Below are 25578 nucleotides of genomic sequence, written 5' to 3' on the forward strand. Positions count from 1 at the left end.
GCCTGGTCAGGTCGGACCAAAACCGTCGGGGGTCAGCCCATGGGCGTGCCTGGGCTTGAGGCTTGGGCCCAGAAGCGCTGGGGGATCCTGCCCGCTTGGGAGGCCAGGCGGCCCGCTTCGACGGCGCTGCGCATGGCCGTGGCCATGCGCTCCGGGTCCTGGGCGCGGGTGACGGCGGTGGCCAGCAGGACCGCCGAGCAGCCGAGCTCCATCGCCAGGGCGGCGTCGGAGGCCGTGCCGATGCCCGCGTCGAGGACGATCGGGACGGTGGCGCGGGACACGATCATCTCGATGTTGTGCGGGTTGCGGATGCCCAGCCCGGTGCCGATCGGCGAGCCCAGCGGCATGACCGCCGCGCAGCCGACCTCCTCCAGCTTCAGCGCCAGGACCGGGTCGTCGTTGGTGTAGGCGAGGACGACGAAACCCTGGTCCACCAGCTGCTCCGCCGCGTCCAGGAGCTCGATCGGGTCGGGCAGGAGGGTGTCCTCGTCGGCCACCACCTCCAGCTTGACCCAGTTGGTCTCCAGGGCTTCGCGGGCGAGCTGCGCGGTGAGGACCGCTTCGGCGGCGGTGCGGCAGCCCGCCGTGTTGGGCAGTGCCTCGATGCCGAGCTTGCGCAGCAGGTCGAGGACACCGGTGCCGCCACCGGCGTCGGCGCGGCGCATCGCGACGGTCGTCAGCTCGGTTCCGGAGGCGATCAGCGCGCGCTCCAGCACGGCGAGGTTGTTCGCCCCGCCGGTCCCGGTGATCAGCCGCGAACCGAACTCGCGGCCGGCGATCAGCAATGGGTCGTCCACGGTCACCCTCCTTGCACTGCGGTGAGGACTTCGATGCCTGCGTCGGCGTGCAGCTCCGTGGTGGGCCACGACGCGCGCGGCACCACCGCGCCGTCCAGCGCCACGGCCACGCCTCGTTCCGGCACGCCGAAGTCGTCCAGCACGGACGCGAGCGTGGCGCCCGCGGCGACCTCCCGTGCGTCGCCGTTGATCACGACGTTCACTGCTGCCCTCCCAAACGGCTCGGATCGGTGGCCTTGATCAGCGGTTCCGGCTCTTCGCCGCGCAGCAGCGCCAGCACGGCGTCGACGGTGACCGGCGTGAGCAGGAACCCGCCCCGGTGGTGTCCGGTGGCGGCGAGCACTCCCGGCTCCAGCCAGCCGATCACCGGCAGGTTGTCGGTGGTGCTCGGGCGCAGCCCGGCGGTGGCCTCGACCAGCGCGTACTCGGCGATGCCCGGCATCACGGTCTCGGCGTCGGCGAGCAGGTCGCGGACGCCGCCGACGGTGACCTCGGTGTCGAAGCCGACCTCGTGCTGGGTGGCGCCGAGCACCACTCCCCCGTCGTCGCGCGGCACCAGGTAGCAGGGCCTGCCGCGCACCGGGCCGCGCACGGTGCGGGTCGGCGGGGGCAGCGCGGTGGCGCGTCGCCGGAGCCGCAGGATCTCGCCCTTGACCGGGCGGATCCGATCGGTGAGCGCCGGGTGCAGCGAACCCGAGTGCGCGCCTGCGGAGATCACCGCGACGTCGCACTCCACAGTGGACTCGGCGAGCTCGACCGCGCCTGCCCGGACCGCCTCGGCGCGTTCGGCGATGAACTCCACGCCCGCCGCCTCCGCCGCTGCCCGCAGCGCGGTCAGCGCCAACCGGTTGTCCACCGCGAGATCACCCGGGACCTCCAGCCCACCGCGCACCGCCGGGCCCAGCGAGGGCTCCCGCCTGCGCAGTTCGCGGCCCGTCAACCGGGTCACGCTGCGGCCCAGCCCGGCCAGGTATCCGGCGACGTTGTCGAGCTCTTCGCGGTCGGCGCCGTCGACGCCGAACATCAGCGTGCCCTCGGTGCGCAGCCCGGACGGCAGACCGGACGCGCGGCCGAGCTCATCGGCGAAGTTCGGCCAGCGGTTCAGCGACGTCGAGCCCAGTTCGAGCAGTTCTTCCTCGCCGGGCCACGCCTCGGCGAGTGGTGCGAGCATCCCGCCCGCGACGTACGAGGCACCTGAGGCGGGGGCCGGATCGACCAGGCTCACCCGGTTCCCGGCCGCTGCGGCGCGCCAGGCCACCGACAGGCCCACGACTCCGCCGCCCACCACGACGACATGATCGGTTCGTTTCCCAGACAACTCCACGCTCCCTGCGCCGGCATGACCCGGATCAGGTTCGACGGTCGGAGCCCTGCGCTCCCTCTCAGCCCGGTCCGCCGGGCTCCCGTGCTCACCACCGTCCACCGTACCCGTCAACAGATCGCCACGTCAGCGCCTGGTCCGGAGGATCTGCTGAAAGGGATCACCTCGCTTGGCGGTGGAGTTGAGTCCCGCGCGTGAAACAGCGGCTAGCCGCGTTTTCGCAACAGCTAGGCTGGGGACATGCCTGGATTGGACGGCTTCGGGATTCGCGCTCGCCTGGCCGAGGCGAAGTTGTACCTGTGCACCGACGCTCGCAGCGAGCGAGGTGACCTCGCGGAGTTCGCCGACGCCGCGCTCGCCGGTGGTGTCGACATCATCCAGCTGCGCGACAAGGGCCCGGGCGGTGCTCCGCTGGAGGCCCGCCACGAGCTCGCCGCGCTGGAGGTGCTGGCCGAGGCCTGCGTGCGGCACGGTGCTCTGCTGGCGGTCAACGACCGCGCGGACGTCGCGCTGGCGGCGGAGGCCGACGTGCTGCACCTGGGCCAGGACGACCTGCCGGTGGACCTCGCCCGCCGCGTCGTCGGCGACCAGGTGGTGATCGGTCGCTCGACGCACGACATCGCCCAGGCCGACGCGGCGGCGACCGAGCCGGGCGTGGACTACTTCTGCACCGGGCCGGTGTGGACGACCCCGACCAAGCCCGGACGTCCCGCCGCGGGCATCGACCTGGTCCGGCACACCGCCGAGCACCGGGGGCACGGCCGTCCGTGGTTCGCCATCGGCGGCATCGGTCCCGAGAACGTCGACGAGGCGATCGAGGCGGGTGCCGAGCGCATCGTGGTGGTCCGCGCGATCACCGCCGCAGACAACCCCGAAGCCGCCGCCCGCGACCTGCGGGCGCGGCTGCCCTGATCTGACGACGAACGACCCCCGGGGCCGAAGATCCCGGGGGTCGTCGTGCGTGACGTGGTGTCAGCGGGAGCCGCTGTCAGGCGATCACTGGGTCAGCAGGGAGACGCCGTAGGCCGACAGGGCCTCGTTGACCGGCTGGAAGTAGGTCGTGCCACCGCTGGTGCAGTCGCCCGAACCGCCCGAGGTCATGCCCTGGGCCTGGTCGCCCGAGATGAACGAGCCACCGGAGTCGCCCGGCTCGGCGCAGACGTCGGTGCGGGTCAGGCCCTCGACGGTGCCCTGCTCGTACTGCACGGACTGGTTCTTGGCCTCCAGCGTGCCGCAGTGCCAGCCGGTGGTGGAACCGGAGCGGCAGATCGACGCGCCCTCCGAGGCCACCGTGGAACCGGCCACGGCGACCGTGCCGCCGTTGTAGTCGTTCACCGCGGCCTGCGGGGTGTCGTCGGTGCCGACGGAGATGAAGGAGTGGTCATCACCGGGGAAGGACGAGCCCTCGAAGGTGCCGCTGGGCTCGGTGGTGGTGTCGCCCGTCCCGCCGCAGTGGCCGGCGGAGACGAACCCGCCCTCCACGGCGAAACCGACGGAGCAGCGAGCGCCGCTGCCGATGTAGTAGGCGTTGCCACCCACCACGTCCATCAGCGTCCGGGGCTGCTCCTGCGACTCGACGACCTTCACCGCTTCCGCGGGCACGCCCGCGGCCTGCGCGAACTGCGCGGCCTCGGCGGCGGCACCCGGCTTGACAGTGACGACGACGGCGTTCTGCTTGTTGCTCGCGTACCAGCCGGTGACGCTCTTCGGCGCCTGCGCCTTGCCCGCGTTGAGGCCGTCGACGACCCCGTTGAGCTGCTGGGTGCTGAAGGCGACCTGGCGGACCTCGGCACCGGCGGCGCGGACCTGCTCGGAGCGGGCGGCGTCGGTCACGCCGACCACGAGCTTGCCCGTGGCGGAATCGAAGTAGGCGCCGCCGAAGGAGTCGGCTAACGCGTCGCGCAGGGTGCTCTCGGTGCGCTGAGCGGCGGACTCGAGCTGGAGCCGGTCGAGGGCCTGCTCCTCGGTGAGGCCGAGGTCGCGCTGCATCGCGTCGAGCAGCGTGCCCGCCACCGGGACGGCGGTGGGTGCGGTGGCGGTGGCCGGCATGGTCAGCGCGGCGACCGTGCCCGCGGTGACCAGAACGGTCCCGGCAATGCGAGCCGCGAGTCTACGTTTCATCTCGTGTCTCCCTTGTAATGACCTGATCTCTCAAGGCCCCGTCGCCGGTCCAGTATCAGATTTTCTCAGGGGAATCACATCCAGCTTTTAGCGCAATGTGCGCAAAACAACTCCGATTGCCTCTTGATCAACATCTGAATGAGGCGCATTTCACCGTTTTTCGCATTTATCGGATCGGCAGCTCCGGAGCGGCCGACTCGGGTGCCGGTTCGGTGGTCGAGGATTGCGTTGCGGGCGAACCGGTTTCGCTCGGCTGCTGCGTCGCTGGTTGCGTCGGCGGCGCGCTCGGGGCGGGTTGTTGCGAGCTGGTCGGCGGAGCGGATGGTTCCGGCGTCGGCGTCTCACTGGTCGGCGCCGGTTCGCTGGTCGTGGGCTCGGCGGGCTCGGTCCTGACCGGAGCCCGCGGGGCGGGCTGGAGCACCCGGCCGAGCGTCGTGCCGTCACCGCCGGACAGCGGGCGGCCGGTGAGGCCCTCGAAACCGGTCACCAGCAGCATGCTCACCGCGAACACCGCCGCGCAGGTCGCGCCGACCAGGGTCCAGCGCCCCCACCTGCGGCGCGGCACCGGCGGGGAGAGCACGGTCCGGGTGCCGGCGCGCTCGGCGGCGGGTTCCTCGACGGCTTCGCCACCCGGCCACTGCAAGCCCGTGACCTCGATCTTCCGGGTCGCCGCCTCGGTTCCGGAGACCTGGGTGGACTGGGTCCGGCGCTGCCGCAGCACCGAGGCCCGCGCGGCGGCGACGACCGCCTTCTCCCTGGTCTTCTCGATCGACCGCTGGTAGAGCGCGCCGCCGATCGTGATGATCACGCTGGTCAGGCCCGCGCCCACGACGGTTCCCGCGACGCCGAGCCGCGAGCCCAGGAAGGCCGCCGTCACCGACGCCAGCGCAGCGCCACCGACCTGCGCCGGTGACACCTGCGTCTTCTTCTCGCTCTGCTTCTCCGGCTGATCTTCAGCCGAATCCGCTCCGCCCCTCGCCATTTCCCTCACACACGCAATTGGAGTCGCACATCTGCATCACCAACGCGCGCGCGGGGCCGGATTGCTCCGCCTCGGCCTCTTTCGTGAGGACTCCCACGACGTGTAACGAAAAGCGGTGTCGCTGCGCGAAAACGCGATTGCGCACCGTTATGCGATCAAGCGGGCGGGTTGAGCCGCGCGACGAACTTGTACCGATCTCCGCGGTAGATGGAGCGGACCCATTCGACCGGTCGGCCCTCGGTGTCGAAGGAGTGCCGGGACAGCAGCAGCATCGGCAGGCCGACGTCGGAGCCGAGCAGCTCGGCCTCCTCCGGGCTGGCCAGGGCGGTCTCGATGGTCTCCTCGGCGTGCCCGAGCTCGACCTCGAAGGTCTCCCGCAGCACCTGGTAGAGCGACCCGCCGGACTCCAGCTTCGCGGTCAGGCCGCGGAAGCGGGCCAGCGGCAGGTGCGTGGTCTCTATCGCCATCGGTTCGGCGTCGGCCAGCCGCAGCCTGCGCAGCCGCAGCACGGCGGAGCCGGCCTTGGTGCCCAGCAGGACGGCGAGCTCCTCGTCGGCGGCTTCCTCGACGACCTCGAGCAGCCGGGAGGTCGGCTGCCTGCCCTGGGCGCGCATGTCCTCGGTGTAGGAGGACAGCTGGAGCCGCTGGGCGACCTTGGGCTTGGCGGCGAAGGTGCCCTTGCCCTGCACGCGGAGCAGCCGGCCTTCCACGGTCAGCTCGGCCAGCGCCTGGCGGACGGTGGTGCGCGAGACGTCGAACTCGGAGGCCAGCGAGCGCTCGGTCGGGATCGGCGAGCCGGGCGGCATCGACCTGAGCAGGTCGAGCAGGTGCTGCTTGAGCCCCCAGTACTTCGGTTCCCGTGGTGCGCGGCCCTGCGAATCCGCCCCGCCGGACACGGTCGTGTCGAGCATCGTTCCTCCTACCCGCCGCAGCCTGACCTCCGAGCATGCCCGACCGCGCGGCCCCGCGAAACGCGTCTCCGGCAGATCGTCCGCACTGATCAATTCAGACTTTGGTGTGCGTGCACACTAACGCCGATTCCTGTTGACAATGAGTGTCGCTCACCACAATCCGCGACGCCCCGGCGGCTGTGGTGAAGGCGACCATCGGACGAACGATGGTGCTCTCCGGTTCCGGACCGGGTAGAATTGGTCTGGACCTTATGGAAGGGATGGGCCGAGATGTCCGCCACCCCCGGCACCCACATGAAGCACGAGATCGGCCAGCAGCCCGCGATCTTCGCGGACCTGCTGGCCGCGCAGGAGCAGTTCGCCGAGGTCGCGGCGGTCATCGCCGAGCGCCGTCCGCGGTTCGCGCTGCTCGCGGCGCGCGGCTCCAGCGACCACGCCGCGCTGTACGCGAAGTACCTGATCGAGGTGCTCCTGCAACTGCCCGTCGGCCTGACCTCACCCTCGACCACCACGCTCTACGGCGCACGTCCGGACCTCACCGACGTGCTGCTGCTGACCGTCAGCCAGAGCGGCGGCTCGCCCGATCTGGTCGCGGTCACCGAGTCCGGCCGGGCCAGCGGCGCGCTCACCGTCGCGGTCACCAACACCACGGACTCCCCGCTCGCCTCGGCCGCCGAGCTGTCGCTGAACATCCGAGCCGGGGCGGAGCAGGCGGTCGCCGCCACCAAGACCTACAGCGCCACGCTGCTGGCGTTGTACCTGCTCATCGATGCCATTCGCGGCGGACGTGCCGCCCTGGCCCGAACCCTCCCGGACCTCGCGGCCACCACGCTCGCCGACCCGGCCGACCCGGTCGAGGAGGCCGTGCAGCGGTACCGCTTCGCCGGCCGGATGGTCACCACCGGACGCGGGTACTCGCTGGCCACCGCGCACGAGACCGCGCTGAAGCTGGCCGAGACCAGCTACCTGTCGGCCCGCTCCTACAGCGGCGCGGACCTGCTGCACGGCCCCGTCGCCGCCATCGACGCCGAGACCGCGGTGCTCGCGCTGTGCAGCGCGGGCCTGGGCGGCGAGTCGACGCGCGAGGTCGTCGAAGCCGTGCACCAGCGCGGAGCCGACATCTGCGCGATCGGCTCGGCGGCGTCGAAAACCCCGGCCGCGCACCGGATCCCGGTCCCGGAGTCGGCCGAGGAGATCGCTCCGATCCTGGAGATCCTGCCCGCCCAGCAGCTGGCCCTGGGCCTGGCGCTGGCCAGGGGCATCGACCCCGACAACCCCCGCGGCCTGCAGAAGGTCACCAAGACGACGTGAGAGGTCAGAGGTTGTAGATCTCGCGGGCGGTGGTGTCGAAGACCGCCGCCCGCTCCGCATCGCTGAGCCCGGCGGTCAGGTCCTTGGCCACGCCGAGGACCTCGGCGTAGGAAGCGGCGAGCAGGCAGACCGGCCAGTCGGAGCCGAACATGATCCGGCTCGGCCCGAACGCCTCCAGCACCACCTCGGCGTAGGCACGCAGCCGGGACGGGTCCGGTTGCGCCGCCCAGTCGTCCTGCGTGACCAGGCCGGACAGCTTGCAGACGACGTTCGGGTGCGCGGCGAGCGCGCGGATCCGGCTCGCCCACGGTTCGAGCTCTCCCGCGGCCACGTCCGGTTTCGCGCAGTGGTCGAGCACGAACGTCATCTGCGGGAACTGCCCGGCGGCCTTGATCGCGGCGGGCAGCTGGTGCGGGCGGACGAGCAGCTCGTAGAGCAGCCCGGAGTCCTCCACCGCGCCGAGCCCGGCAAGCACGTCGGGCCTGATCAGCCAGTCCGGGTCGGGCTCGTCCTCGACCTGGTGCCGGATGCCGCGCAGCCAGCCGCCGGAGGGATGGGTCTGCAACCGGCCGATCCGCTCGCGGGCGTCCTTGGCGGTGAGGTCGACCCAGCCGACGACCGCGGCCACCCGGTCGACGGTCTCGGCCAACACCAGCATCTCGGGGGTCTCGTCCGGATCGGCGACCGTCTGCACCAGCACGGTCGCGTCCACCGAGGTTCCCCGCATCGCGGCCTGCAGGTCAGCCGGGCGGAAGTCGCAGCGCAGCGGATCCATCTCCGGGCCGGTCATCCAAGGCTGGTCGCGGACGTCGAGATCCCACAGGTGATGGTGGGTGTCCACGGTCATCGAGCGCCTCCGCGAATGTCCACATCGGACTGAACGCGGCAGGCGCTCGTACAGGCGTCGCCCATGTTTTCTCTTCTCCCCGACGGATGAAACGACGTGTCGATGTATATCGGCTCTCCGCGTCGGAGACCAGGGCTCGAATTGGCCACTTCCCGTCGCGGCGCCCGCCGATCGCGCCGCGCGAGAGTACAAAGAGCGCATGCACGGTGATGACACGGCCCTCGTCCTCGGTCTGGATGTCGGCGGCACCAGCAGCCGCGCGCTGGTCAGCGACCTGACCGGCCGCGTGCTGGGCACCGGTGAAGCCGCGGGCGGCAACCCGAACTCGCACCCCGCGCCCGACGCGGTCGCGCAGATGGCCGGCGCCGCCCGCGACGCGCTGGGCGGCCACGACCCGGCTGCGGTGCGCGGATGCGTGCTCGGCATGGCCGGGGTGAGCAAGATGGCCGATCCCGCGTTCGGCGAGTTCTTCCGCAGCGAGTGGGCCCGGCTCGGGTTGGGCTGCGAGACCACGCCGGTCAGCGACGGCGTGGTCGCCTTCGCCGCGGGGACCCCGGAACCGACGGGCACGGTGCTCATCGCCGGCACCGGCGCGGTCGCCGAACGCGTCGAGGACCACCGCACCGCGGGCACCATCGGCGGCTGGGGGTGGTTGCTGGGCGACGAGGGTTCGGCCTACTGGCTGGGCCGCGAAGCCGTGCGCGCCACCCTGCGCGCGCTGGAGCGCGGTGCCCCGGTGGAGGGGCTGGTCGAGGCGGTGTGCGGTCACCTCGGCGTCGCTCCGGAGCGCAAGGCGGTGATCACGGCGGCCAACGCGAGCAAACCGATCCACCTCGCCGAGCTCGCACCGCTGGTCACGGGCGCGGAGGACGACGCGGCCGAGGACATCGTGCACCGCGCCGCCGTCCTGCTGGCCGACACCGCGGCGACGGCCCGACCCGATCAGCACTCCCCGGTGGTCCTGGCCGGTGGTCTCCTCCACCCGGACAACCGCATCGGTCAGGCGCTGCGCGCCGAGCTCGAAGCCCGCTCCTGGCCGGAACCCCGCACCGCAGGCCCCGGTGCAGCAGCCGCAGCCTGGCTAGCCGCCCTCCCCCTCACCCAAGACCCGAACTCCCTGCACAAAACCCTCCTCCCCTGACCCCACCGGATTTCCACTGGAGTCCGGGACCCGTTTTCCACTGAAATCCGGTCCCGGACACTGAAATCGGGGGTTGGAGTTCCGCTGAAATCGGGTCAGGAGAGGCCGACCTCGGTGAGGGCGTTGCGGATGACCTGGAGTTCGGACTCGTCCGCCTCGACCAGGGGGAGGCGGGGGGCTCCCACCTCGTGACCGAGGAGGTTGAGGGCCGCCTTGACCGGGATGGGGTTGGTGGTGACGCCCAGAGCCGAGTAGAGCGGCTTGAGGGAGGCGTCGATCTCGGCGCGGCGGGCCGGGTCGGTGACCATCTGCTTCATCTGCGGGCCGACCAGGTGGCTGGCGACGAGGATGCCGCCGACGGCGCCCAGGTCCAGGGCCTGCGCGAAGCCGTCGTCGTTGCCCGCGTAGAGGCCGAGGCCGTCGATCTGCGCCAGGGCGTCGTTGTCGGCCTGCTTGACGTAGTCGAGGTTGTCGATCTGGCCGAGCTCGGCGAGCAGGTCGTTGTCGAGCGACAGGCCGATCCGCGACGGGACGTTGTAGAGCACCACCGGCTTGTCGGTGGCCTTGCCGATCTCGGTGAAGTGCCGGACGAGCCCGCGCCGGTTGGGCTTGTTGTAGTACGGGGTCACCGACAGGATGCCGTCGGCGCCGATCTCGGTGACGCGCTCGGTCATCCAGCAGGCGTGCGCGGTGTTGTTGGAGCCGGTCGAGGCGATCACCGTGACGCCCTCGGGGCGTTCACCGACGGCCAGCTCCACCAGCCGCAGGTGCTCGGCGTCCGACAGCGTCGGCGCCTCGCCGGTGGTGCCGCACACCACGACACCGTCGGAGCCGTTGGCCAACAGGTGCCGGAACAGGTTCAGGAACGCTTCTTCGTCGACCTTCTGCCGGTCGTCGAACGGGGTCACGATCGCGGTGATCACGCTGCCGAGAGACATGAGCGCATTGTGCGCCCGCGCCTCGGAGGTGTCACATCGCGGGCTCCCTCGGATGGCGCATGCCCGGGTGGTCGTCGGGCAGCGAGCGGCGCAGCACCCACCAGCTCGCCGCGATGCACACCGCCACCAGCGGCCAGGTCAGCACGACCTGCGCGATGGTCAGCGCCCCGGTGGCCCCGGCCAGCCACAGCGGGATGAACACGACCAGCCGCACCACGTACTGGCCGACCCACACCCAGCTCGCCCGGCTGTAGGCACGCATCAGATCGGGGTCGCGCCGCCACTTGCGGCCCTGCCGCAGGGCGACGCCGACGACCACGCCCAGCAGCGGCCAGCGGATCGCGATGCTGGTCATCCAGGCCAGCGCGCTCAGCGCGTTGCTGGCCAGTCGGGGCAGGAAGAAGTCGGCGGCGTCGCCGGTGCGGATCGCGATGAGCGCTCCCAGCATCACCGCCAGCAAGCTGATCAGGACCGCGAGCGGGCGAGCGCCCTTGCGGAGCCGGCAGCCGCCGAGGACGGCACCGACCACCACGGCCGCCGCGCTGCCGATCACGATCGACTCGCCGCCGAAGAACCAGCCGGCACCGAAGGCGACCGGCGGCAGGCTCGCGTCGATCGCGCTGCTGCGCCCGCCGAGCAACCGCATGAACGAATCGCGATCGTCCCGGCCCGTGTCCGTCTGCCCCTGCGTCACGACACTAAGCCTGCCCTAACTTCCGCGGGGGGCCAAACCCCGGCCTCATGACCGGGTGGCTCTCCCGGCGAAACGGTCACCCCACCTCTACCCGAGGCGGCGGGCTCGTTCCACCAGCGTCGCGATCTCCGCGGCGATCGTCGGCTTGTCGGCGGGCTGGCAGGCCACGGCGTCCTGGCCGTCGACCCGCTCGCCCCGCATCGCGTAGCGGCCCTGGTCGGTGTCGAACCAGATGAGGTTGGGCACGCGCGCCCGCCGGGCACCCGCGACGACGAAGTGACCGAAGCGGAACTTCGGCCTCGACGTCACCGCGCGCAGCTCGGGCAGGCCCTCGATGTCGGCGTCAGCGGGCATGCCGCCGCGCCGGTCGGCGACCGCGCGCAACGCGGGACCCGCGCCGACCGGGGCGTCCGGCAGCAGGTCGGCGGCGGTGCGCGGCAGGTCGCTCGGCGGAAGGAAGGTCATCCGCATCCCCCGGCCGTCGAAGATCCCGAGCACGCCGACCTCGCCGGTGGCCACCACGCGCGCGGCCAACCGGTGCCCGGCGCGGACGTCGAACAGCCCGGCCGCGGCGATCGACACCTCCGAGCTGCACAGCAGGTACAGCGCGTCCTCGACCTCGGGTTCCGGGCGCCCGTTGCGGGCCAGCCCCGCGGACTCCAACTCCTGCCACACCCGCTGGGCGACGACGTTGCGGTCCTCCGGGAGCTCCGCGATGCGCGGCAGCTCGAACGGGTACTGCCGAACGGTGAGGTTCAGCTGCTCACCGAGCAGATCGACCGCGGGGGCCGACAAGGTGATCGTCTCAACCATCACAGCTCACATTTCGCGTCAGCGGTAGCCAGTGTTATCAGTGCGCCCCGGCCCGACCGGCCCGAAGGCCGGTTCGCCAGGGTTTCGCCGCGTCAGAAGTCCCGGAAGCTCGCCGGTGACTCGCCGAGCACCGGCGGTGCCACGAGACGGCCGCCGTCATCGTCGTCCCACAGCTCGTCGGCCTCGATGAGGAACTGCGGCACGGCGCCGCTGCCGGTCTCGCCCGGCTTGTAGCCGGAACCGGCGCGCAGGTCGTCGCCACCCTCGCGGCGCTCTTCCTTGAAGTCGTCCGCCGACCACGAGGTGTTGCGCCCGTACCCGGCGCGACCCGTGCCGTTCGCCCAGGCACCGGCCGAGCCCATCGGGCCGAACCCGCCGTCGGCGCGTTCGTTGATCTTCGGCGTGCGCGCCGTCCTGCTCTTCGGACGCTCCTGGTCCTGCTGGGGCGGTTCCGGTGGGCGCGGAGGCTCCGGCCGGCGCGGCGGTTGCTGCGCGACCGGCTGCTCGGGCTGCTGCGGAGCCGGCGGAGGCCCCGGTCGTGGCGGTGGTGCCATCGGCGGCGGGCCCTGCGGACGCGGCGGGCGCTGCTGCCCGCCGTTCGGCGGCGCGGGCGACCCCGCAGGTGGCGAGGGGTGCTGCGGAGGCGGAGGCCCGGCCGGGCGACCCGGTGGCGGGCCTGCCTGCGGCATCGGGCCGCTCGGCGGACCCGGCGGCGGGCCCTGCGGGCGCGGACCGCTCGGCGGGCCGACCGGTGGCATTCCCGCGGGCGGGCTCGGAGGCGGGCCGTCCGGGCGCTGGGCGGCGTCCGGACGCGGCGGTAACGACGCCTGCTCCGCGAAGGGCGCTTCCGGCGGCTCGGACATCGGAGGCTCAGGCCGCGGGGGCTGGGCTTCCGGCGGCTCGGGCATCGAGGGCTCGGGCGTCGGCGGGTGAGCCACCGGCTGCTCGGGCATCGGCGGCTCAGGCATGGGCGGCCGGGCCATCGGCGGGTGGGGCGGGCGTGGCGCCTCGACCGGTGGCGGTGCGTCGGAGACCTGCGGAACCGGACCGCTGGGCGGACCGTCGGTCAGCGGGCCGCGCAGGACTCCGTCGCGCACCTGCGGCTGCGGACCGCTGTCCGGAGCCGGATTCGGCGCGGGACGCGGGTTTTCGGCGGGCGGGAGCAGCGAACCGCTCAGGCTCGCGCTCTCCGGCCGGCCGTGGCGCGGTTCGTCGGGCTCCAGGGAACCGGACATCTCGGCCGGTCGCGCCGGAGCGCCACCCAGATCGCCCGACAACGAGGGCAGACCGCCGGTGGACGGGCGCGAGGGTTCGGTGACGGGCCTGCTGGCCGGTCCGGACCCGCGCTGCTCCTGCTCGAAGCGGTCGGGGAGTTGTTCCGCCCGCTGCCAGAACGCGAACGGGTGCGGTTCGGCGGCGAGGGCGGCCATCTCGGAGCGCACGTCGAAGTGCCCCGGGCGCTGCGCCGGCGGAGCCGGGCGCGCGGGAGGTGCGGGCGGTGCGGGAGGCGGACCTCCGGGTCCGGCGTCGCTCAGCGAACCTCGCAGCGGCGGGTCCGCTCGGCGCCTGCCTCCCGGTTCCGGAGCTCGCCGGTTCGGTGCCTCGAAGCCCGCCGGCCCCGGCGCGGACGCCGGATTCTGCGGTGCCGTCACGATTCCCCCAGATCTGCAGGACGGTTGCGGAGACCGACGATCAGAGTCGCGGTCCTCGTGGAATCGACGCAATGCCCCATGTCGTCGTTCCCCATCAACCGGACACGACGACAAGCGCGCGAAACACCCGCTCCGGCGTCCTGCGAGCGGACGCGCGTCGAGCTGTGACCTGCAGCGATCGCGTCATCGTGAGCCCCCTTGTCACTTCTGTTACCGCCGAAGGACATTAGCAGCTGGCGTTCACCCGTATCGGTGTTTCCTGCCAAGATCCACCTTCTCGGCCGGTGACGAGCGGATACACCGCACATCAAGGAAGAGCATCGTTTCGGCAAAGTCAACAGACCAATCGGACATATTTTCTAGACTTGCCAGTGCCGTTTGTCACTTGGCGGGAACCTTCGGTGGCGTAGGTACGTTCCCGAGGGCCACTGTTGATTTCGCACCACCACGGGGTGCGGGGATGAGCAGGAGGGACGAGTCGAAATGGGATCGGGGCGCTGGGACAGCTTCGTCGCGCTGGGAGACAGCTTCACCGAAGGTCTGGCTGATGCCACTGCCGAGACCGACGTCTACCGGGGGTGGGCGGACCGGTTGGCGCTGCACATCGCCGAGCACGACCCGGATCTGCGCTACGCCAACCTGGCGGTGCGCGGGAAGCTGATCCGCCAGATCGTCACCGACCAGGTGCCGCAGGCCATCGAGCTCAAGCCGTCGCTGGTCGCGCTGACCGCGGGCGGCAACGACATCATCCGTCCGGGCAGCGACCCCGACCTGGTCGCGGCGCTGTTCGAGGACGCCGTGAGCCGGCTCCGCGCGGCCGGGGCCGACGTGCTGATCGGCACGGGTTTCGACACCGCGCGCACCCCGGTGCTCAAGCACGTGCGGGGCAAGGTCGGCACCTACAACTCGCACCTGCGCTCGATCGCCGACGCGCACGGCTGCTACGTCATGGACCTGTGGTCGATGCGGGTCCTGCAGGACCCGCGCGCGTGGTGCGAGGACCGGCTGCACCTGTCCGCCGACGGCCACCGCCGCGTCGCGCTGCGCGCCTGCGACACCCTCGGCCTGCCGACGTCGGAGGACTGGAACGAGCCCTGGCCGGACCTCGACGAGCGCAGCTGGCAGGAGCAGGCCGCCGAGGACATCAAGTGGGCCCGCGAGTACCTGGCCCCCTGGATCAGCCGCCGCCTCCGAGGGGTCTCCAGCGGAGACGGCCGCACGGCCAAACGCCCCTGCCTCGAAAAACTCCCGACGAACTGCGGCTAGAGAACACGAAAGACCGTCAGGCAAGCACCGAAGGTGCTTCCTCCTTCACCACCTGAGCAGCTGGCACCGCCGGGGGTTCGCCAGCCGTGCTGTGGCGAGCACGCCGCGACGCCGTGTAGTGGCATACATCAGGAGTGGCGCGCGGAGTCCACAGCGCGGCTCAGGTTCCCCCACCCGCACCGCCAAGCGGGACCACCAAGGGACAAAAGAAAAACAGACGCTCGGGCGGCTCCCCCGAACCGTCCGAGCGCCTGCACACCCCCACACCCGGGAGCCCCGGATGCCCTGAACCCCCTCGTGGTCGTCCCGACCGCGTACGGCCGGGACGACCGGGGCGACAATCCCCCCTAGGACTTCCCCCAGAGCCGCCCTCGTGCGGATCAAGCACGGATTGATCCGCACGATCAAGTTCGCAGCCGGGACTACACGTCCGCTAAACGCGGACTAAACGCTCTGTCCAGCGATCTCGTCGAGGCGCTGGCGGACCTCTCTGACCTTGGGAGATCCCTCCATCTCGAAGATCGCGAGGGCCGTTTCCCAGCGGGTGCGCGCGACCGGGATCTCGCCGCGCAGCCTCGCGGCGTCGCCGAGGCCGAGGTTGGCCGAACCCTGGCGCACCGCCGAGCCGCACTGGCGGGCGACGTCGAGGGCTTCGTGGTGGAAGCGCTCGCCGTCGTCGAGCCTGCCGAGCTCGATGCTGACCTCACCGCAGTTGTTGAGCACCATGGCCAAGGTCTCCAGGTCGTCGGCCTCGCGGTAGAGGTCCTCGGCCTCGCGGAGGTACCGCAGCGCGGCTTCCAGCTCGCCGTTGACCTGCTCGACCATCGCGAGGTTGTTCAGCGCGCCCGCCACGAAGTAGCGGTCGCCGAGCGAGCGGTAGACCTTCAGCGCGTCCTTGGAGTGCACCTTGGCCTCGTCGTAGCGGCGCAGCCGGAACAGCACGCTGGAGAGGTTGACCTGCGTCATCGCCAGCCGTTCGGAATCCCCCGTCTGCACGGCGACCTGGTAGGACTCCTCGTAGTGCGCCAGGGCCTCGTCGAGGTTGCCGGATCGGGCGCAGGCCACGCCGAGACCGGCGGACATGAGCACCTTGCCGACGGGATCGCCGACGGCGCGGGCGGATTCGGCGCCGTCGGAGTAGACGCGCATCCAGTCCTCCCACGGGCAGCGGACCATCAGGTAGTTGAACTGCAGGCGGGCCAGCGGCCAGGCGAGGTCGTGCAGCCCGGCGGCGTTGGCGGCGCGGACCGCGGTGACGAGGTTCGGCCACTCGGCGTCGAACCACTCCAGGGCCTGCGAGCGGGACCCGATGTCGGGGTGGTGGTCGCCGGCGTCGGAGAAGTCGAGCTCGTCGCGGGCCGGGCGGAGGAAGCGGCGCGCGTGGTCGGCGGCGCACAGGTAGTAGCGCAGCAGCCGGCGCAGCGCCTCGGTGTCGCCTTCGCCGGCGGGGAGTTCGCGGGCGTAGGCGCGCAGCAGGTCGTGCATGCCGAACCGGTCCGGTTCCGGCTCGGTGACCAGGTGCGCGAGCGCCAGCGCGCGCAGCCGGCGCTGAGCGCCCGCCGGGTCGGTCCGGCACAGCGCCGCCACCGCGTGCGCGGTGAAGGTCTGGCCGGGCACCAGGCCCAGCATCCGGAAGGTCTCGGCGTGCAGCGGCGGCAGGCTGCGGTAGGAGATGTCGAAGGCGCGGCGCACGCTGGTGTCGGCGTCGTCGTCGATGTCCAGCGCCTGCAACCGGGTTCGCTCGTCGGTGAGCTCGTGCACCAGGTCGGAGACGCCGCGGGCGGGGTTGGCGGCCAGCCGGGCGGCGGCGATGCGCAGCGCCAGCGGGAGTCCGCCGCAGAGCTCGGCGAGTTCGGCGGCGGCGTCGGGTTCGGCCGCGGACTTGCCCGGCACGCCCGCGCGGTCGAGCAGTTCGATGGCGGTCTCGGTCGACAGGGTCTCCAGCGGCAGCACCCGGGCGCCCGAGCGCACCACGAGCCCGTCGAGCCGGCGCCTGCTGGTCACCACGACCACCGAGGCGGCGCTGCCCGGCAGCAGCGGCAGCACCTGGTCGGAGTCGCGGGCGTTGTCCAGCAGCACCAGCACCTTCCGCTTGGCCAGCAGCGACCGGTAGAGCGCGGTGCGGTCGTCGAGCTCGACGGGGATCGCGTCGGCGGCCACGCCGAGCGCCTTGAGCATGCTGGTCAGGGCCTCGCCGGGGGTGAGGGGTTCGTGCTCGGAGTCGAAGCCGCGCAGCGAGGCGTAGAGCTGGCCGTCGGGGAACTCCTCGGCGACCCGGTGCGACCAGGTCAGCGCGAGCGCGCTCTTGCCGACGCCCGCGGTGCCGGTGAGCACCGTGATCAGGCTGGAGCTCTCCTCGTTGGCCTCCCGCATCGCGTCCAGCGTCGACACTTCCAGCCGCCTGCCGACGAAACCCGCCGGAGCGGGCGGCAGTTCGGCGGGCACGGGTCGGCGGATGCCCAGGCCGGGTTCGACCCGGCTGGGGTGGTTGCGCAGCGCGGGGTCGTCGCGCAGCAGCTTCTCGTAGAGCTCGCGGAGTTCCGGTCCGGGGTCGATGCCGAGCTCGTGGGACAACCGGTGCCGCAGCTCGTGGAAGCGGGCCTGCGCCTCGGCCCGGTGCCCTGCGCGGTAGTTGGCGAGCATCAGCTGACCGGTGAGCCGTTCCCGCATCGGGTGCTGGTCGACCAGGGTGGACAGTTCGGCGATGAGCTGGTGGTGCCTGCCGAGTTCCAGGTCCGCGGCGACCCGCTCCTCCAGCGCCAGCAGCCGGAGCTCGTCGAGGTTGGGCGCCACCATCCGGTAGAGCCTGCTGCCTGCGATGTCGGCGAGCACGGGCCCGCTCCACAGCGACAGGGCCTCGGTGAGCAGGCGTGATCGCTCGGCGGGTTCGAGTCCGTGGGCGCGGTTGATGAGGTTGCGGGCGCGGTGGGCGTCGATCCGGTCGCCGTTGACGCGCAGCAGGTATCCGGGTGCCCGGGTGATGATCTCGGGCCCGTCCTTGCCGAAGAACTTGCGCAGCCGGGAGACGTAGCCCTGGATGATGGTGCGCGCGCTGGCGGGCGGTTCGTCGTCCCACAGGGTGTCGATCAGCCGGTCCATCGGCACGACCTGGTTGGGTTCCAGCAGCAGGCAGGCCAGCAGCGCCCGAACCGGCATGCGGCCCGTTTCGAGGGGGACGCCGTCCAGGTGCACCTCAAGCGGACCGAGCAGGCGGAATTCGAACCCTGCGGTCCTCTCTAAGCTGCCGTGCGGCGTCATTCTCACCCAAATTCGACTTCCGGCCTGTCCCCCGCGCCCGACACACGGTAGCGATCGGCCCTGCGCGCCAGGCCGACGCGTTCATCAGGGTCACACCAATGGAGTATGCCCGAATTACCAGGTGGAAGATCGGATTCCCATTTTTCGAGCGCGTTCACGCAGGGCGCGAGTCCCGGAACCTCTCCCAGCGGGAAAGGCGGGCAAGTAAAGTCTGAGGGCGTCGATCACCCGAACGAGTGGCGTGCAGGACGCCGCGGAAGGAGCACCACCCGTGCCGACGACGTCCACAGTGGTCGATCGCGCGGTGGGCTGCCTGCTCGGCGGCGCCCTCGGCGACTCGCTCGGCACCCTGGTGGAGTACGCGCCGCTGGAGGACATCCGCGCCGAGTTCGGCCCCGACGGGCTCACCGAACCCGCTCCCCAAGCGATGCTCGGCGACGCCACCCAGATGGCGCTGTTCGCCGGTGAGGGCTACCTGCACGCCTGGACCACCGGCAACAGCGGCGGGCAGTGGCGACCGGTCGAATCCACCGCCGCAGCGCTGCGCCGCTGGCTGCTGACCCAGCAGGAGGACAAGCCCGCCCCCGGCGCCACCGGACTGCTCGCCGAACCCGAGCTCTACGTCAGCCGCGCACCCGGGCTGACCAGCCTGCGCGCGCTCGAAGAACCCGAGCTGGGCACGCCGGACCGGCCGCGCAACACCTCCAAGGGGTGCGGCGGCCTGGACCGCAGCACCCCGATCGGCTTCTCCCCCACGCCCGAGATGGCCTACCAGCTGGCCTGCCAGTGCGCGGCTCTCACGCACGGCGGCGTCGGCGGCTGGGCCTCGGCGGGCGCGCTGGCGCTGATCGTGCACCTGGTCGCCGTGCAGCAGCGACGGCTGCCCGCTGCGGTCGACCAGGCCGCGGGCCGCGTGCTGCGGGAGGACTACGAGACCGCCAACGCCCTCGCCGAAGCCGCCACCCTGGCGCGGCTCGGCGCCAGCGTCGGGCACATCGAACGCCTTGGCCAGGGCTGGGTGGGCCCGGAAGCGCTGGCCATCGGCGTCTACTGCGCGCTGGCCCTGCCCAAGCCCGAGCAGTTCGGCGACGCCATCCGGCTGGCGGTCAACCACTCCGGGCACAGCGATTCCACGGCGGCGGTCACCGGCAGCATCCTCGGCGCCCGCCACGGCACGGCCGTCCTGCCCCGCCCGTGGCTGGCCCGGCTCGAACTGGCCGACGTCATCGAGCGCATCGGCCACGACCTCGGCGCCTCCTGCTCGGGCGAGCACTTCAACGAACGCCGCTACCTCGGCCTCGCCTGACCGAGCGGCGCATTCGAATTTCGCGCGAATTCGAGGCCGAAGTTCGGGGTTCGAATTTCGCGCGAAATTCGAATCCCACCCCGATCGCCCGGCCTTGACCTGCAACAACACGCCCGAGCGCGGGGGGCTGTTCGAATTTCGCGCGAAATTCGAACAACTCGTTGGGCGTGGGGCTCACTCGGCTGGTGTTGTGGGGAGCGCGGGGCGCAGCGCGGAGACGGCGGTGCCCAGGTAAGCGATGTTGAACGCGATGTGGAACGCGACCAGCGCCCTCGCCGGCTGGGTCACGGGGTGGATGTCGCCGAAGCCGACGGTGCCCGTGACGGTCAGGGAGAAGTACAGGGCGTCGGTCTTGGTGCTCAGTCCCGCCACGGCGTCCGGGGCGTGCGCGGCCATGGCGTAGTAGACGGCCGCGAAGAACAGCACCGCCAGGTAGAAGGCCGCCACCACCCAGGCGATCGACGTGCGCCCCGAGCGGTACCCGCGGACCTGGGAGTAGACGAGGGCCGCGATGACGATCAGGCCGACCGCGAACGCGGCCACCGCCCAGACCGTCCCGCCCAAGCCGCGCTCGCCGACCGGCAGCAGGTAGTAGCCGGTGGTGCACAGCGCCACCGCGAAGGCGGTGCTGGCGAGGTTGTACGTCCTGGGCACGGCCGCCAGCCTCGGTCAACGCCGACGGCCGCGCCAGTCAGGCCGGGACGGGGGCCCGGGATGCCCGGGCGAGCCGGCGGGTGCCGATCGCCCGGCAGACGAGGTAGATCACGAACGAGATGATCGTGACGAAGGCGCTCACCGGAGCGCCGGGAGCCAGCGAGAGCAGGATGCCGCCCAGGACCGCCACCTCCGCGAACACCACGGCCAGGACGGTCGCCCGCACCGGGCTCGCGGTGACCCGCGCGGCGGCCGCGCCGGGCGTGACCATCAGGGCCAGGACCAGCAGCGCACCGACGGTGTAGACGCCCAGCGCCGTCGCGACGCCGACCAGGACCGCGAACAGCGGGGTCAGCACGCGGGTCGGCACACCGCGCGCGGTCGCCACGTCCGGGTCGACGCTGGCGAACAGCAGCGGCCGGTAGACGAAGGCCAGCACCACCAGCACGACGATCGCGGAACCGCTGAGCAGCAGCACGTCGGAGGAGTCGACCCCGACGATCTGCCCGACCAGCAGGCTGAACTTGTTCGCCGTGCGCTCCGGGTTCAGCCACAGCAGGAACACGCCCACGCCGAGCCCGAAGGACAGGATCGCGCCGATCACCGAATCGCGTTCGCTGTGCTTCTGCCCCAGCAGGCCGAGCAGCAGCGCGGCCACCACCGCACCCGCCAGCGCGCCGGCCCCGACGCTGGCGCCGACCAGCAGCGCGGCGGCCGCGCCGGTGAAGGCCAGCTCGGCGGTGCCGTGCACGGCGAAGGACATCTTGCGGGCGACCACCAGCGGCGCCAGGCATCCCGACACCAGGCCGAGCGCGGCGGCGGCCAGCAGCGCCTGCTGCACGAACGGGTAGCCGAGCAGGTCGATCATGGTGTCGAAGTCGAACACCTTGCTCAGCGACTCCATCACGTCGTTCACGCTTCTTCCGCCCCCACCACGTGGTGATCGTCGTTCTCGGCTCCGGCCACGACCAGCCGCCCGCCGACGCGCGCGACCTCGACGTCGGTGCGGTAGAGCTCCGAGAGCGTTTCGGAGTTCATCACCTCGTCGGGAGTGCCGATCCGGAACCGGCCGTCGACCAGGTACAGCACCCGGTCCACCAGTGGCAGCACCGGGTTGATCTCGTGCGTCACGAACAGCACGCCCGCGTTGGTGCGGCGGGCCTGCTCGGCGATCAGCCGGGAGACCTTGCGCTGGTGCGAGAGGTCCAGCGACAGCAGCGGTTCGTCGCACAGCAGCACCGACGGGTCGCTGACCAGCGCCTGCGCCACCCGCAGCCGCTGCTGCTCACCGCCGGAGAGCAGCCCGACCGGCATCGTCGCGTACTCGGTGGCCTCGACCGCGCGCAGCGCGTCGGCGACCCGGCGCTTGCGCTCGCGGCGACCGCCGATGCCCAGGCCCCAGTGGTGCCCGTCGAGACCGAGTCCGACGAGGTCGCTGCCGCGCACGGTCACGTTGGCTTCCAGCGCGCGCTGCTGCGGGATGTAGCCGATCCGGTCGCTGCCGCGCCGGGCCGGTTCCCCTCCGATGTGGACGATCCCGGAGTTGAGCTCCTGCAGGCCGAGCAGCACGCGCAGCAGGCTGGTCTTGCCGGACCCGTTCGGGCCGAGCACGGCCACGAACTCGCCCGGCGCGACGTCCAGGTCCAGGCCGGACCACAGGGTCCGCTCGCCGTAGGCCAGCGTCGCGCCGCGCAGCGAGACGGCCGGAGACCCGGCGGCGGCCTCAGCCGCCACCGGGCCCGGGGTGGTTTCCGCGACTCGTTCTGAGGTCATCGGTTGAGCGCACCTTGCAGGGCGGTGATCTGCGCGTCCATCCACTGCACGTAGCTCTGGCCCTGCGGCAGGGTCTCGGTCATCTCGACGACCGGGATGCGCTGCGAGTCGGCGGCGGTGCGCACGTTGCGGGTGACCGGCGATTCGGTCTGCGGGTTGTAGATCACGGCAACGGCCTGGCGGGCGTTGATCGCGTTCTGGATGTCGGCGACGGCGGCGGCCGACGGGTCGGTCTCGGCCTCGATGGCGTTGACGAACGAAGGCGGGGTCACGTCGTTGAGCTTGGCGGCCTCGACCATGTAGTGCGCCACCGGTTCGGTGACGATCACCGGCTTGCCCTGGTGAGCTGCGGCGATCTCGCCGACGCGGCCCTCCAGACCGGCGACCTGCTGCTCGAACGCCGCGGCGTTGGCCTCGAACTGCTGGGCCTTGGCGGGCTGCATCTTGCCGAGCTCGGCGGCGACCTTGTCGGCGACCTCGTGCACGGCGTGCAGGTCGTACCAGACGTGCTCGTTCACGGAGTGGTCGTGCCCGGCGTGCTCGCCGGCGTGGGGCTCGCCCTGCGGCGGCGCGGGCTGCTCACCCGCGTGCTCATCGGCGTGCGGCTCACCAGCGTGCGGCTCTCCGGCAGGCTGCTCACCCGCGTGCGGCTCACCAGCGTGCGGTTCGCCCGCGTGCGGTTCACCGGCGTGCTCACCCGCAGGCTGCTCACCCGCGTGCGGCTCACCCGCGTGCTCGCCCTCCGGCGGCGCGGGCTTCTCCTGCTCGGAATCGACCGCCTGCACGGTCGGCTTGGGGTTGTCGCCCAGCACCTGGGTCATGAACTCGTCGTAGCCGCCGCCGTTGAGCACCACCAGGTTCGCGTCGCTGATCTTCGCGGCGTCCTGCGGGCTGCTCTCGTAGGAGTGCGGGTCGGCCGAGGCGTCGTTGATGATCGACTCGACCTCCACGGCGTCGCCGCCGACGGCCTGCGCGACGCTGCCCCACACGCTGGTCGAGGCGACCACCTTGATCTTGTCGTCGGGCCCGGGGGCGGCGGTCTCACCGGAGGAACAGCCGGTCAGCGCGATGGCGCCGACGGTCAGTCCGGCTAAAGCGGTCACAGCAGGGCGGCTGCGGACGGTCATGGATGCACTCCCGGGTGATCAGGTCAGGACGCTGTCGAGCGACTCCAGATGCGAACGGTAACGGAAACCGTTGTCAACTTCAGTCTAAGCACCCTTCAACCAAACGCTCCAGCACCAGGCGTATTTCCGAACGCGACATCGACCACATGCAGCAAGAACGCCTCCGCCCGGAATCCAGGCGGAGGCGTTCGCACGATCACCTGCCCCGCAGGAGACGGCGGCGATCGAAACTGCTCTCAGATCTCGCGCGAGCCGAGATCAGGCGGCCAGGCGGTCGCCCGTTTCGGGGTGGAACAGGTGCACCTCACCGGCGTCGCGGAGGGCGACCTTGACCTGCTGGCCCAGGGCCGGAGGCGTGCGGCCGTCGGCGCGGACCACGAAGCGCTCCGAGGAGCCGCCGACCGAGATCGAGCCGTGGATCAGCGCGTCCGCACCCAGCTCCTCGACCAGCTCGACGGTCATGTCCAGACCGTCGGCGTCGCTGGAGGTCAGCTCCAGGGCCTCGGGACGGACGCCGAAGGTGACCTCCTCGAGGTCGCCGGCAGCGGCCAGCGCCTCGCGGGACAGCGGCACCGTGGTGCCGTCGAGCACCGCGCCCTCGCTGGTCAGCGGGACCGTCTTGAGGTTCATCGCCGGGGAGCCGATGAAGCCCGCGACGAACGCGTTGGCCGGGTTCTCGTAGAGCTCGCGCGGAGTCGCCACCTGCTGCAGCAGACCGTCCTTGAGCACCGCCACGCGGTGGCCCATCGTCATCGCCTCGACCTGGTCGTGGGTGACGTAGATGGTCGTGGTCCCCAGCCGCTTCTGCAGCGCGGCGATGTTGGCGCGGGTCTCCACGCGCAGCTTCGCGTCCAGGTTGGACAGCGGCTCGTCCATCAGGAAGACGCTGGGTTCGCGGACGATCGCGCGGCCCATCGCGACCCGCTGGCGCTGACCACCGGAGAGCGCCTTGGGCTTGCGGTCCAGGTACTTCTCGAGGTCGAGCATCCGCGCCGCCTCGGTCACCTTCTCGTTGATGACCGCCTTGGGCGTCTTGCGGAGCTTGAGCGCGAAACCCATGTTCTCGGCGACCGTCATGTGCGGGTAGAGCGCGTAGGACTGGAACACCATCGCGATGTCCCGAGCCTTGGGCGGAGTGTTGGTGACATCGTTGCCACCGATGGAAATACCACCCTCGTCGATGTCCTCAAGCCCGGCCAGCATGCGCAGCGCCGTGGACTTTCCGGAACCGGAGGGCCCCACCAGAACGAGGAACTCGCCATCGGCGACGTCCAGTTCCAGCTGGTCAACCGCCTTGACCGGCGGGCTGCCGGGGTAGACGCGAGAGGCGTTGACGTACGCGACCTCAGCCATTTGTGACACCCTTCACTACAATCGGTCCCCGAGAAAGTAGCGTCGTTTTGACCGAACGTCACCCCACCGACTGTCCCAATTCCGGAGCGTGATCACCCGGCGTCGCTCCGTGTTCATCATTCGAACATCAGTGGGACGTAGGTCATGCTCGCTTCACGCTCGGGTTCTGAACCGTTACGGTTCCTCCATGGCGCGGTCAACGAATGCCCGGCGGCCTGCGACCCTCGCGTCGCTCGCTGCGGAACTCGGGGTTTCCCGGACGACGGTGTCGAACGCCTACAACCGTCCGGATCAGCTGTCCCCTGAGCTGCGCAAGCGCGTCCTGGAGACGGCGCGGCGGCTCGGCTACCCGGGACCGGACCCTGTCGCACGCTCGCTGCGCACCCGCAAGGCGGGTGCCGTCGGCCTGCTGCTCACCGAGAACCTCTCCTACGCCTTCCGCGACCCCGGCGCCGTCGGATTCCTGGAAGGACTCGCGCTGGCCTGCGAGGACGCCGGTCAGGGCCTCACCCTCATACCGGCCAGCCCGGAGCGCGAGGACGTCGCGGCGGTGCACCGCGCCGGTGTCGACGGCTTCGTCGTCTACTCCGTTCCCGAGGACGACCCGCACCTGGCCGCCGTGCTGGAACGCCCCGTGCCCGTGGTGGTCTGCGACCAGCCGCGCCTGGACAACCTCGACTGGGTCGGACCGGACGACCGCAAGGCCATCAAGGCCGTCGCCGACCACCTGATCGGACTCGGGCACCGGCGCATCGGCGTGCTGTGCATGCGCCTGGCGCGCGGCCGCAACGACGGCCCGGCCACCGTGCAGCGGCAGGCCAACGCCAGCTTCCACGTGCAGAAGGCCCGGTTGACCGCGCTCGCCGAGGAGTTCAGCGAGGCCGGCGTGGACTGGACGACGGTGCCCGTCGTGGAGCGCTTCGACCACACGCTGGACTCGGGCGCCTCCGCCGCCGCTCAGGCGCTGGAGATCGACCCGGAGATCACCGCGCTGGTGTGCACCTCGGACATCCTGGCGCTCGGCGCGCTGCGCGAGGCCGAGAACCGCGGCCTGCGCGTGCCGGAAGACCTGACCATCACCGGTTTCGACGGCATCCCGGACGCCGAGCGCGCCGGGCTCACCACCGTCCGCCAGCCCTGGCTGGAGAAGGGCCGCGCGGCGGGCCGCCTCCTGCTGGAGACCAGCGAACCGAGCCGTCCCAGGCACATCCAGCTCGAAACGCAGCTGATCACCGGCTCGACGTCGGGTCCGCCCCGCTCCGGCGAGGAGTTCTGGTTCGGACCGTAACCCCTGACCAGCACTGCTCGAATTT

Annotated in this window: 23 protein-coding genes and 1 riboswitch; of the genes, 6 read left to right on the plus strand and 17 right to left on the minus strand. The window is 71.5% G+C overall.

Annotated features, from left to right (window positions below):
• Positions 1 to 32 precede the first annotated feature (32 nt).
• The 3 genes from KBO27_RS28875 to thiO form a co-directional block, all read right to left on the minus strand.
• A complete protein-coding gene (locus KBO27_RS28875) occupies positions 33 to 797 on the minus strand; it encodes a thiazole synthase (protein ID WP_210973024.1) in 765 nt (254 codons plus the stop codon).
• Positions 798 to 799: 2 nt separating this feature from the next.
• Complete coding sequence (gene thiS / locus KBO27_RS28880) at positions 800 to 1000, minus strand: sulfur carrier protein ThiS (RefSeq protein ID WP_210973025.1); 201 nt, start codon at positions 998 to 1000, stop codon at positions 800 to 802.
• Complete coding sequence (gene thiO, locus KBO27_RS28885) at positions 997 to 2115, minus strand: glycine oxidase ThiO (RefSeq protein ID WP_210973026.1); 1119 nt, start codon at positions 2113 to 2115, stop codon at positions 997 to 999. Before thiO ends, thiS begins: the two co-directional genes overlap by 4 nt.
• Positions 2107 to 2214: riboswitch (TPP riboswitch) on the minus strand. It overlaps the preceding gene by 9 nt.
• Positions 2215 to 2358: 144 nt before the next feature.
• On the opposite strand from thiO, the gene thiE reads away from it, so the two are divergent.
• Complete coding sequence (thiE, locus tag KBO27_RS28890; protein ID WP_210973027.1) at positions 2359 to 3030, plus strand: thiamine phosphate synthase; 672 nt, start codon at positions 2359 to 2361, stop codon at positions 3028 to 3030.
• An 84-nt stretch (positions 3031 to 3114) separates the two neighbouring features.
• Here thiE and KBO27_RS28895 read toward each other — a convergent pair whose 3' ends face one another.
• The 3 genes from KBO27_RS28895 to KBO27_RS28905 form a co-directional block, all read right to left on the minus strand.
• The gene (locus KBO27_RS28895; RefSeq protein WP_210973028.1) at positions 3115 to 4239 is read right to left on the minus strand and encodes a S1 family peptidase; all 1125 of its coding nucleotides are present in this window, start codon (positions 4237 to 4239) and stop codon (positions 3115 to 3117) included.
• 166 nt (positions 4240 to 4405) lie between these two features.
• On the minus strand, positions 4406 to 5155 hold the full coding sequence (locus KBO27_RS28900; protein ID WP_210973029.1) for a hypothetical protein: 750 nt from the start codon (positions 5153 to 5155) through the stop codon (positions 4406 to 4408).
• Positions 5156 to 5376: 221 nt separating this feature from the next.
• The gene (locus tag KBO27_RS28905; protein ID WP_132676617.1) at positions 5377 to 6132 is read right to left on the minus strand and encodes a GntR family transcriptional regulator; all 756 of its coding nucleotides are present in this window, start codon (positions 6130 to 6132) and stop codon (positions 5377 to 5379) included.
• A 270-nt stretch (positions 6133 to 6402) separates the two neighbouring features.
• Between KBO27_RS28905 and KBO27_RS28910 the strand changes: the two genes are divergently transcribed.
• Positions 6403 to 7443, plus strand: coding sequence for an SIS domain-containing protein (locus tag KBO27_RS28910; RefSeq protein WP_246538337.1), 1041 nt, complete (start codon positions 6403 to 6405; stop codon positions 7441 to 7443).
• Positions 7444 to 7447: 4 nt separating this feature from the next.
• Here KBO27_RS28910 and KBO27_RS28915 read toward each other — a convergent pair whose 3' ends face one another.
• Positions 7448 to 8290 (minus strand): amidohydrolase family protein, encoded by an 843-nt coding sequence (locus tag KBO27_RS28915; RefSeq protein ID WP_210973030.1) that lies wholly within the window; start codon positions 8288 to 8290, stop codon positions 7448 to 7450.
• Positions 8291 to 8489: 199 nt separating this feature from the next.
• On the opposite strand from KBO27_RS28915, the gene KBO27_RS28920 reads away from it, so the two are divergent.
• Positions 8490 to 9431 carry an N-acetylglucosamine kinase gene (locus tag KBO27_RS28920; protein WP_210973031.1) on the plus strand — a complete coding sequence of 314 codons (942 nt, stop codon included), beginning with the start codon at positions 8490 to 8492 and terminating at the stop codon, positions 9429 to 9431.
• Between the two features lie 95 nt (positions 9432 to 9526).
• Here the strand turns inward: KBO27_RS28920 and dapA are convergent, their stop codons facing one another.
• The 4 genes from dapA to KBO27_RS28940 form a co-directional block, all read right to left on the minus strand.
• The gene (dapA, locus tag KBO27_RS28925; protein ID WP_210973032.1) at positions 9527 to 10369 is read right to left on the minus strand and encodes a 4-hydroxy-tetrahydrodipicolinate synthase; all 843 of its coding nucleotides are present in this window, start codon (positions 10367 to 10369) and stop codon (positions 9527 to 9529) included.
• Between the two features lie 31 nt (positions 10370 to 10400).
• Positions 10401 to 11015: a DUF3159 domain-containing protein gene (locus tag KBO27_RS28930; protein WP_210973108.1), complete on the minus strand. Its 615-nt coding sequence runs from the start codon at positions 11013 to 11015 to the stop codon at positions 10401 to 10403.
• 135 nt (positions 11016 to 11150) lie between these two features.
• A complete protein-coding gene (locus KBO27_RS28935; protein ID WP_210973033.1) occupies positions 11151 to 11876 on the minus strand; it encodes an ESX secretion-associated protein EspG in 726 nt (241 codons plus the stop codon).
• A 92-nt stretch (positions 11877 to 11968) separates the two neighbouring features.
• Positions 11969 to 13528 carry a hypothetical protein gene (locus KBO27_RS28940; RefSeq protein ID WP_210973034.1) on the minus strand — a complete coding sequence of 520 codons (1560 nt, stop codon included), beginning with the start codon at positions 13526 to 13528 and terminating at the stop codon, positions 11969 to 11971.
• A gap of 483 nt (positions 13529 to 14011) precedes the next feature.
• Between KBO27_RS28940 and KBO27_RS28945 the strand changes: the two genes are divergently transcribed.
• Positions 14012 to 14794 carry an SGNH/GDSL hydrolase family protein gene (locus KBO27_RS28945; protein WP_210973035.1) on the plus strand — a complete coding sequence of 261 codons (783 nt, stop codon included), beginning with the start codon at positions 14012 to 14014 and terminating at the stop codon, positions 14792 to 14794.
• A 444-nt stretch (positions 14795 to 15238) separates the two neighbouring features.
• Here the strand turns inward: KBO27_RS28945 and KBO27_RS28950 are convergent, their stop codons facing one another.
• Positions 15239 to 17950, minus strand: a complete 2712-nt coding sequence (locus KBO27_RS28950; protein WP_246538340.1) for an AfsR/SARP family transcriptional regulator — start codon at positions 17948 to 17950, stop codon at positions 15239 to 15241.
• Between the two features lie 373 nt (positions 17951 to 18323).
• Between KBO27_RS28950 and KBO27_RS28955 the strand changes: the two genes are divergently transcribed.
• Positions 18324 to 19358 (plus strand): ADP-ribosylglycohydrolase family protein, encoded by a 1035-nt coding sequence (locus tag KBO27_RS28955; protein WP_210973037.1) that lies wholly within the window; start codon positions 18324 to 18326, stop codon positions 19356 to 19358.
• Positions 19359 to 19532: 174 nt separating this feature from the next.
• Here the strand turns inward: KBO27_RS28955 and KBO27_RS34465 are convergent, their stop codons facing one another.
• From KBO27_RS34465 to KBO27_RS28980, 5 genes are all read right to left on the minus strand, one after another.
• A complete protein-coding gene (locus tag KBO27_RS34465; RefSeq protein ID WP_210973038.1) occupies positions 19533 to 20012 on the minus strand; it encodes an ion channel in 480 nt (159 codons plus the stop codon).
• Between the two features lie 37 nt (positions 20013 to 20049).
• Positions 20050 to 20916 (minus strand): metal ABC transporter permease, encoded by an 867-nt coding sequence (locus KBO27_RS28965; RefSeq protein ID WP_210973109.1) that lies wholly within the window; start codon positions 20914 to 20916, stop codon positions 20050 to 20052.
• 8 nt (positions 20917 to 20924) lie between these two features.
• Positions 20925 to 21785, minus strand: a complete 861-nt coding sequence (locus tag KBO27_RS28970) for a metal ABC transporter ATP-binding protein (protein ID WP_210973039.1) — start codon at positions 21783 to 21785, stop codon at positions 20925 to 20927.
• Positions 21782 to 22912, minus strand: coding sequence for a metal ABC transporter solute-binding protein, Zn/Mn family (locus tag KBO27_RS28975; protein WP_210973040.1), 1131 nt, complete (start codon positions 22910 to 22912; stop codon positions 21782 to 21784). Before KBO27_RS28975 ends, KBO27_RS28970 begins: the two co-directional genes overlap by 4 nt.
• Positions 22913 to 23170: 258 nt before the next feature.
• On the minus strand, positions 23171 to 24265 hold the full coding sequence (locus tag KBO27_RS28980) for an ABC transporter ATP-binding protein (protein WP_210973041.1): 1095 nt from the start codon (positions 24263 to 24265) through the stop codon (positions 23171 to 23173).
• Between the two features lie 187 nt (positions 24266 to 24452).
• On the opposite strand from KBO27_RS28980, the gene KBO27_RS28985 reads away from it, so the two are divergent.
• Positions 24453 to 25553 (plus strand): LacI family DNA-binding transcriptional regulator, encoded by a 1101-nt coding sequence (locus tag KBO27_RS28985; RefSeq protein ID WP_210973042.1) that lies wholly within the window; start codon positions 24453 to 24455, stop codon positions 25551 to 25553.
• Positions 25554 to 25578: the final 25 nt, after the last annotated feature.

The organism is Saccharopolyspora endophytica, from assembly GCF_018070075.1.
Taxonomy (GTDB): domain Bacteria; phylum Actinomycetota; class Actinomycetes; order Mycobacteriales; family Pseudonocardiaceae; genus Saccharopolyspora; species Saccharopolyspora endophytica.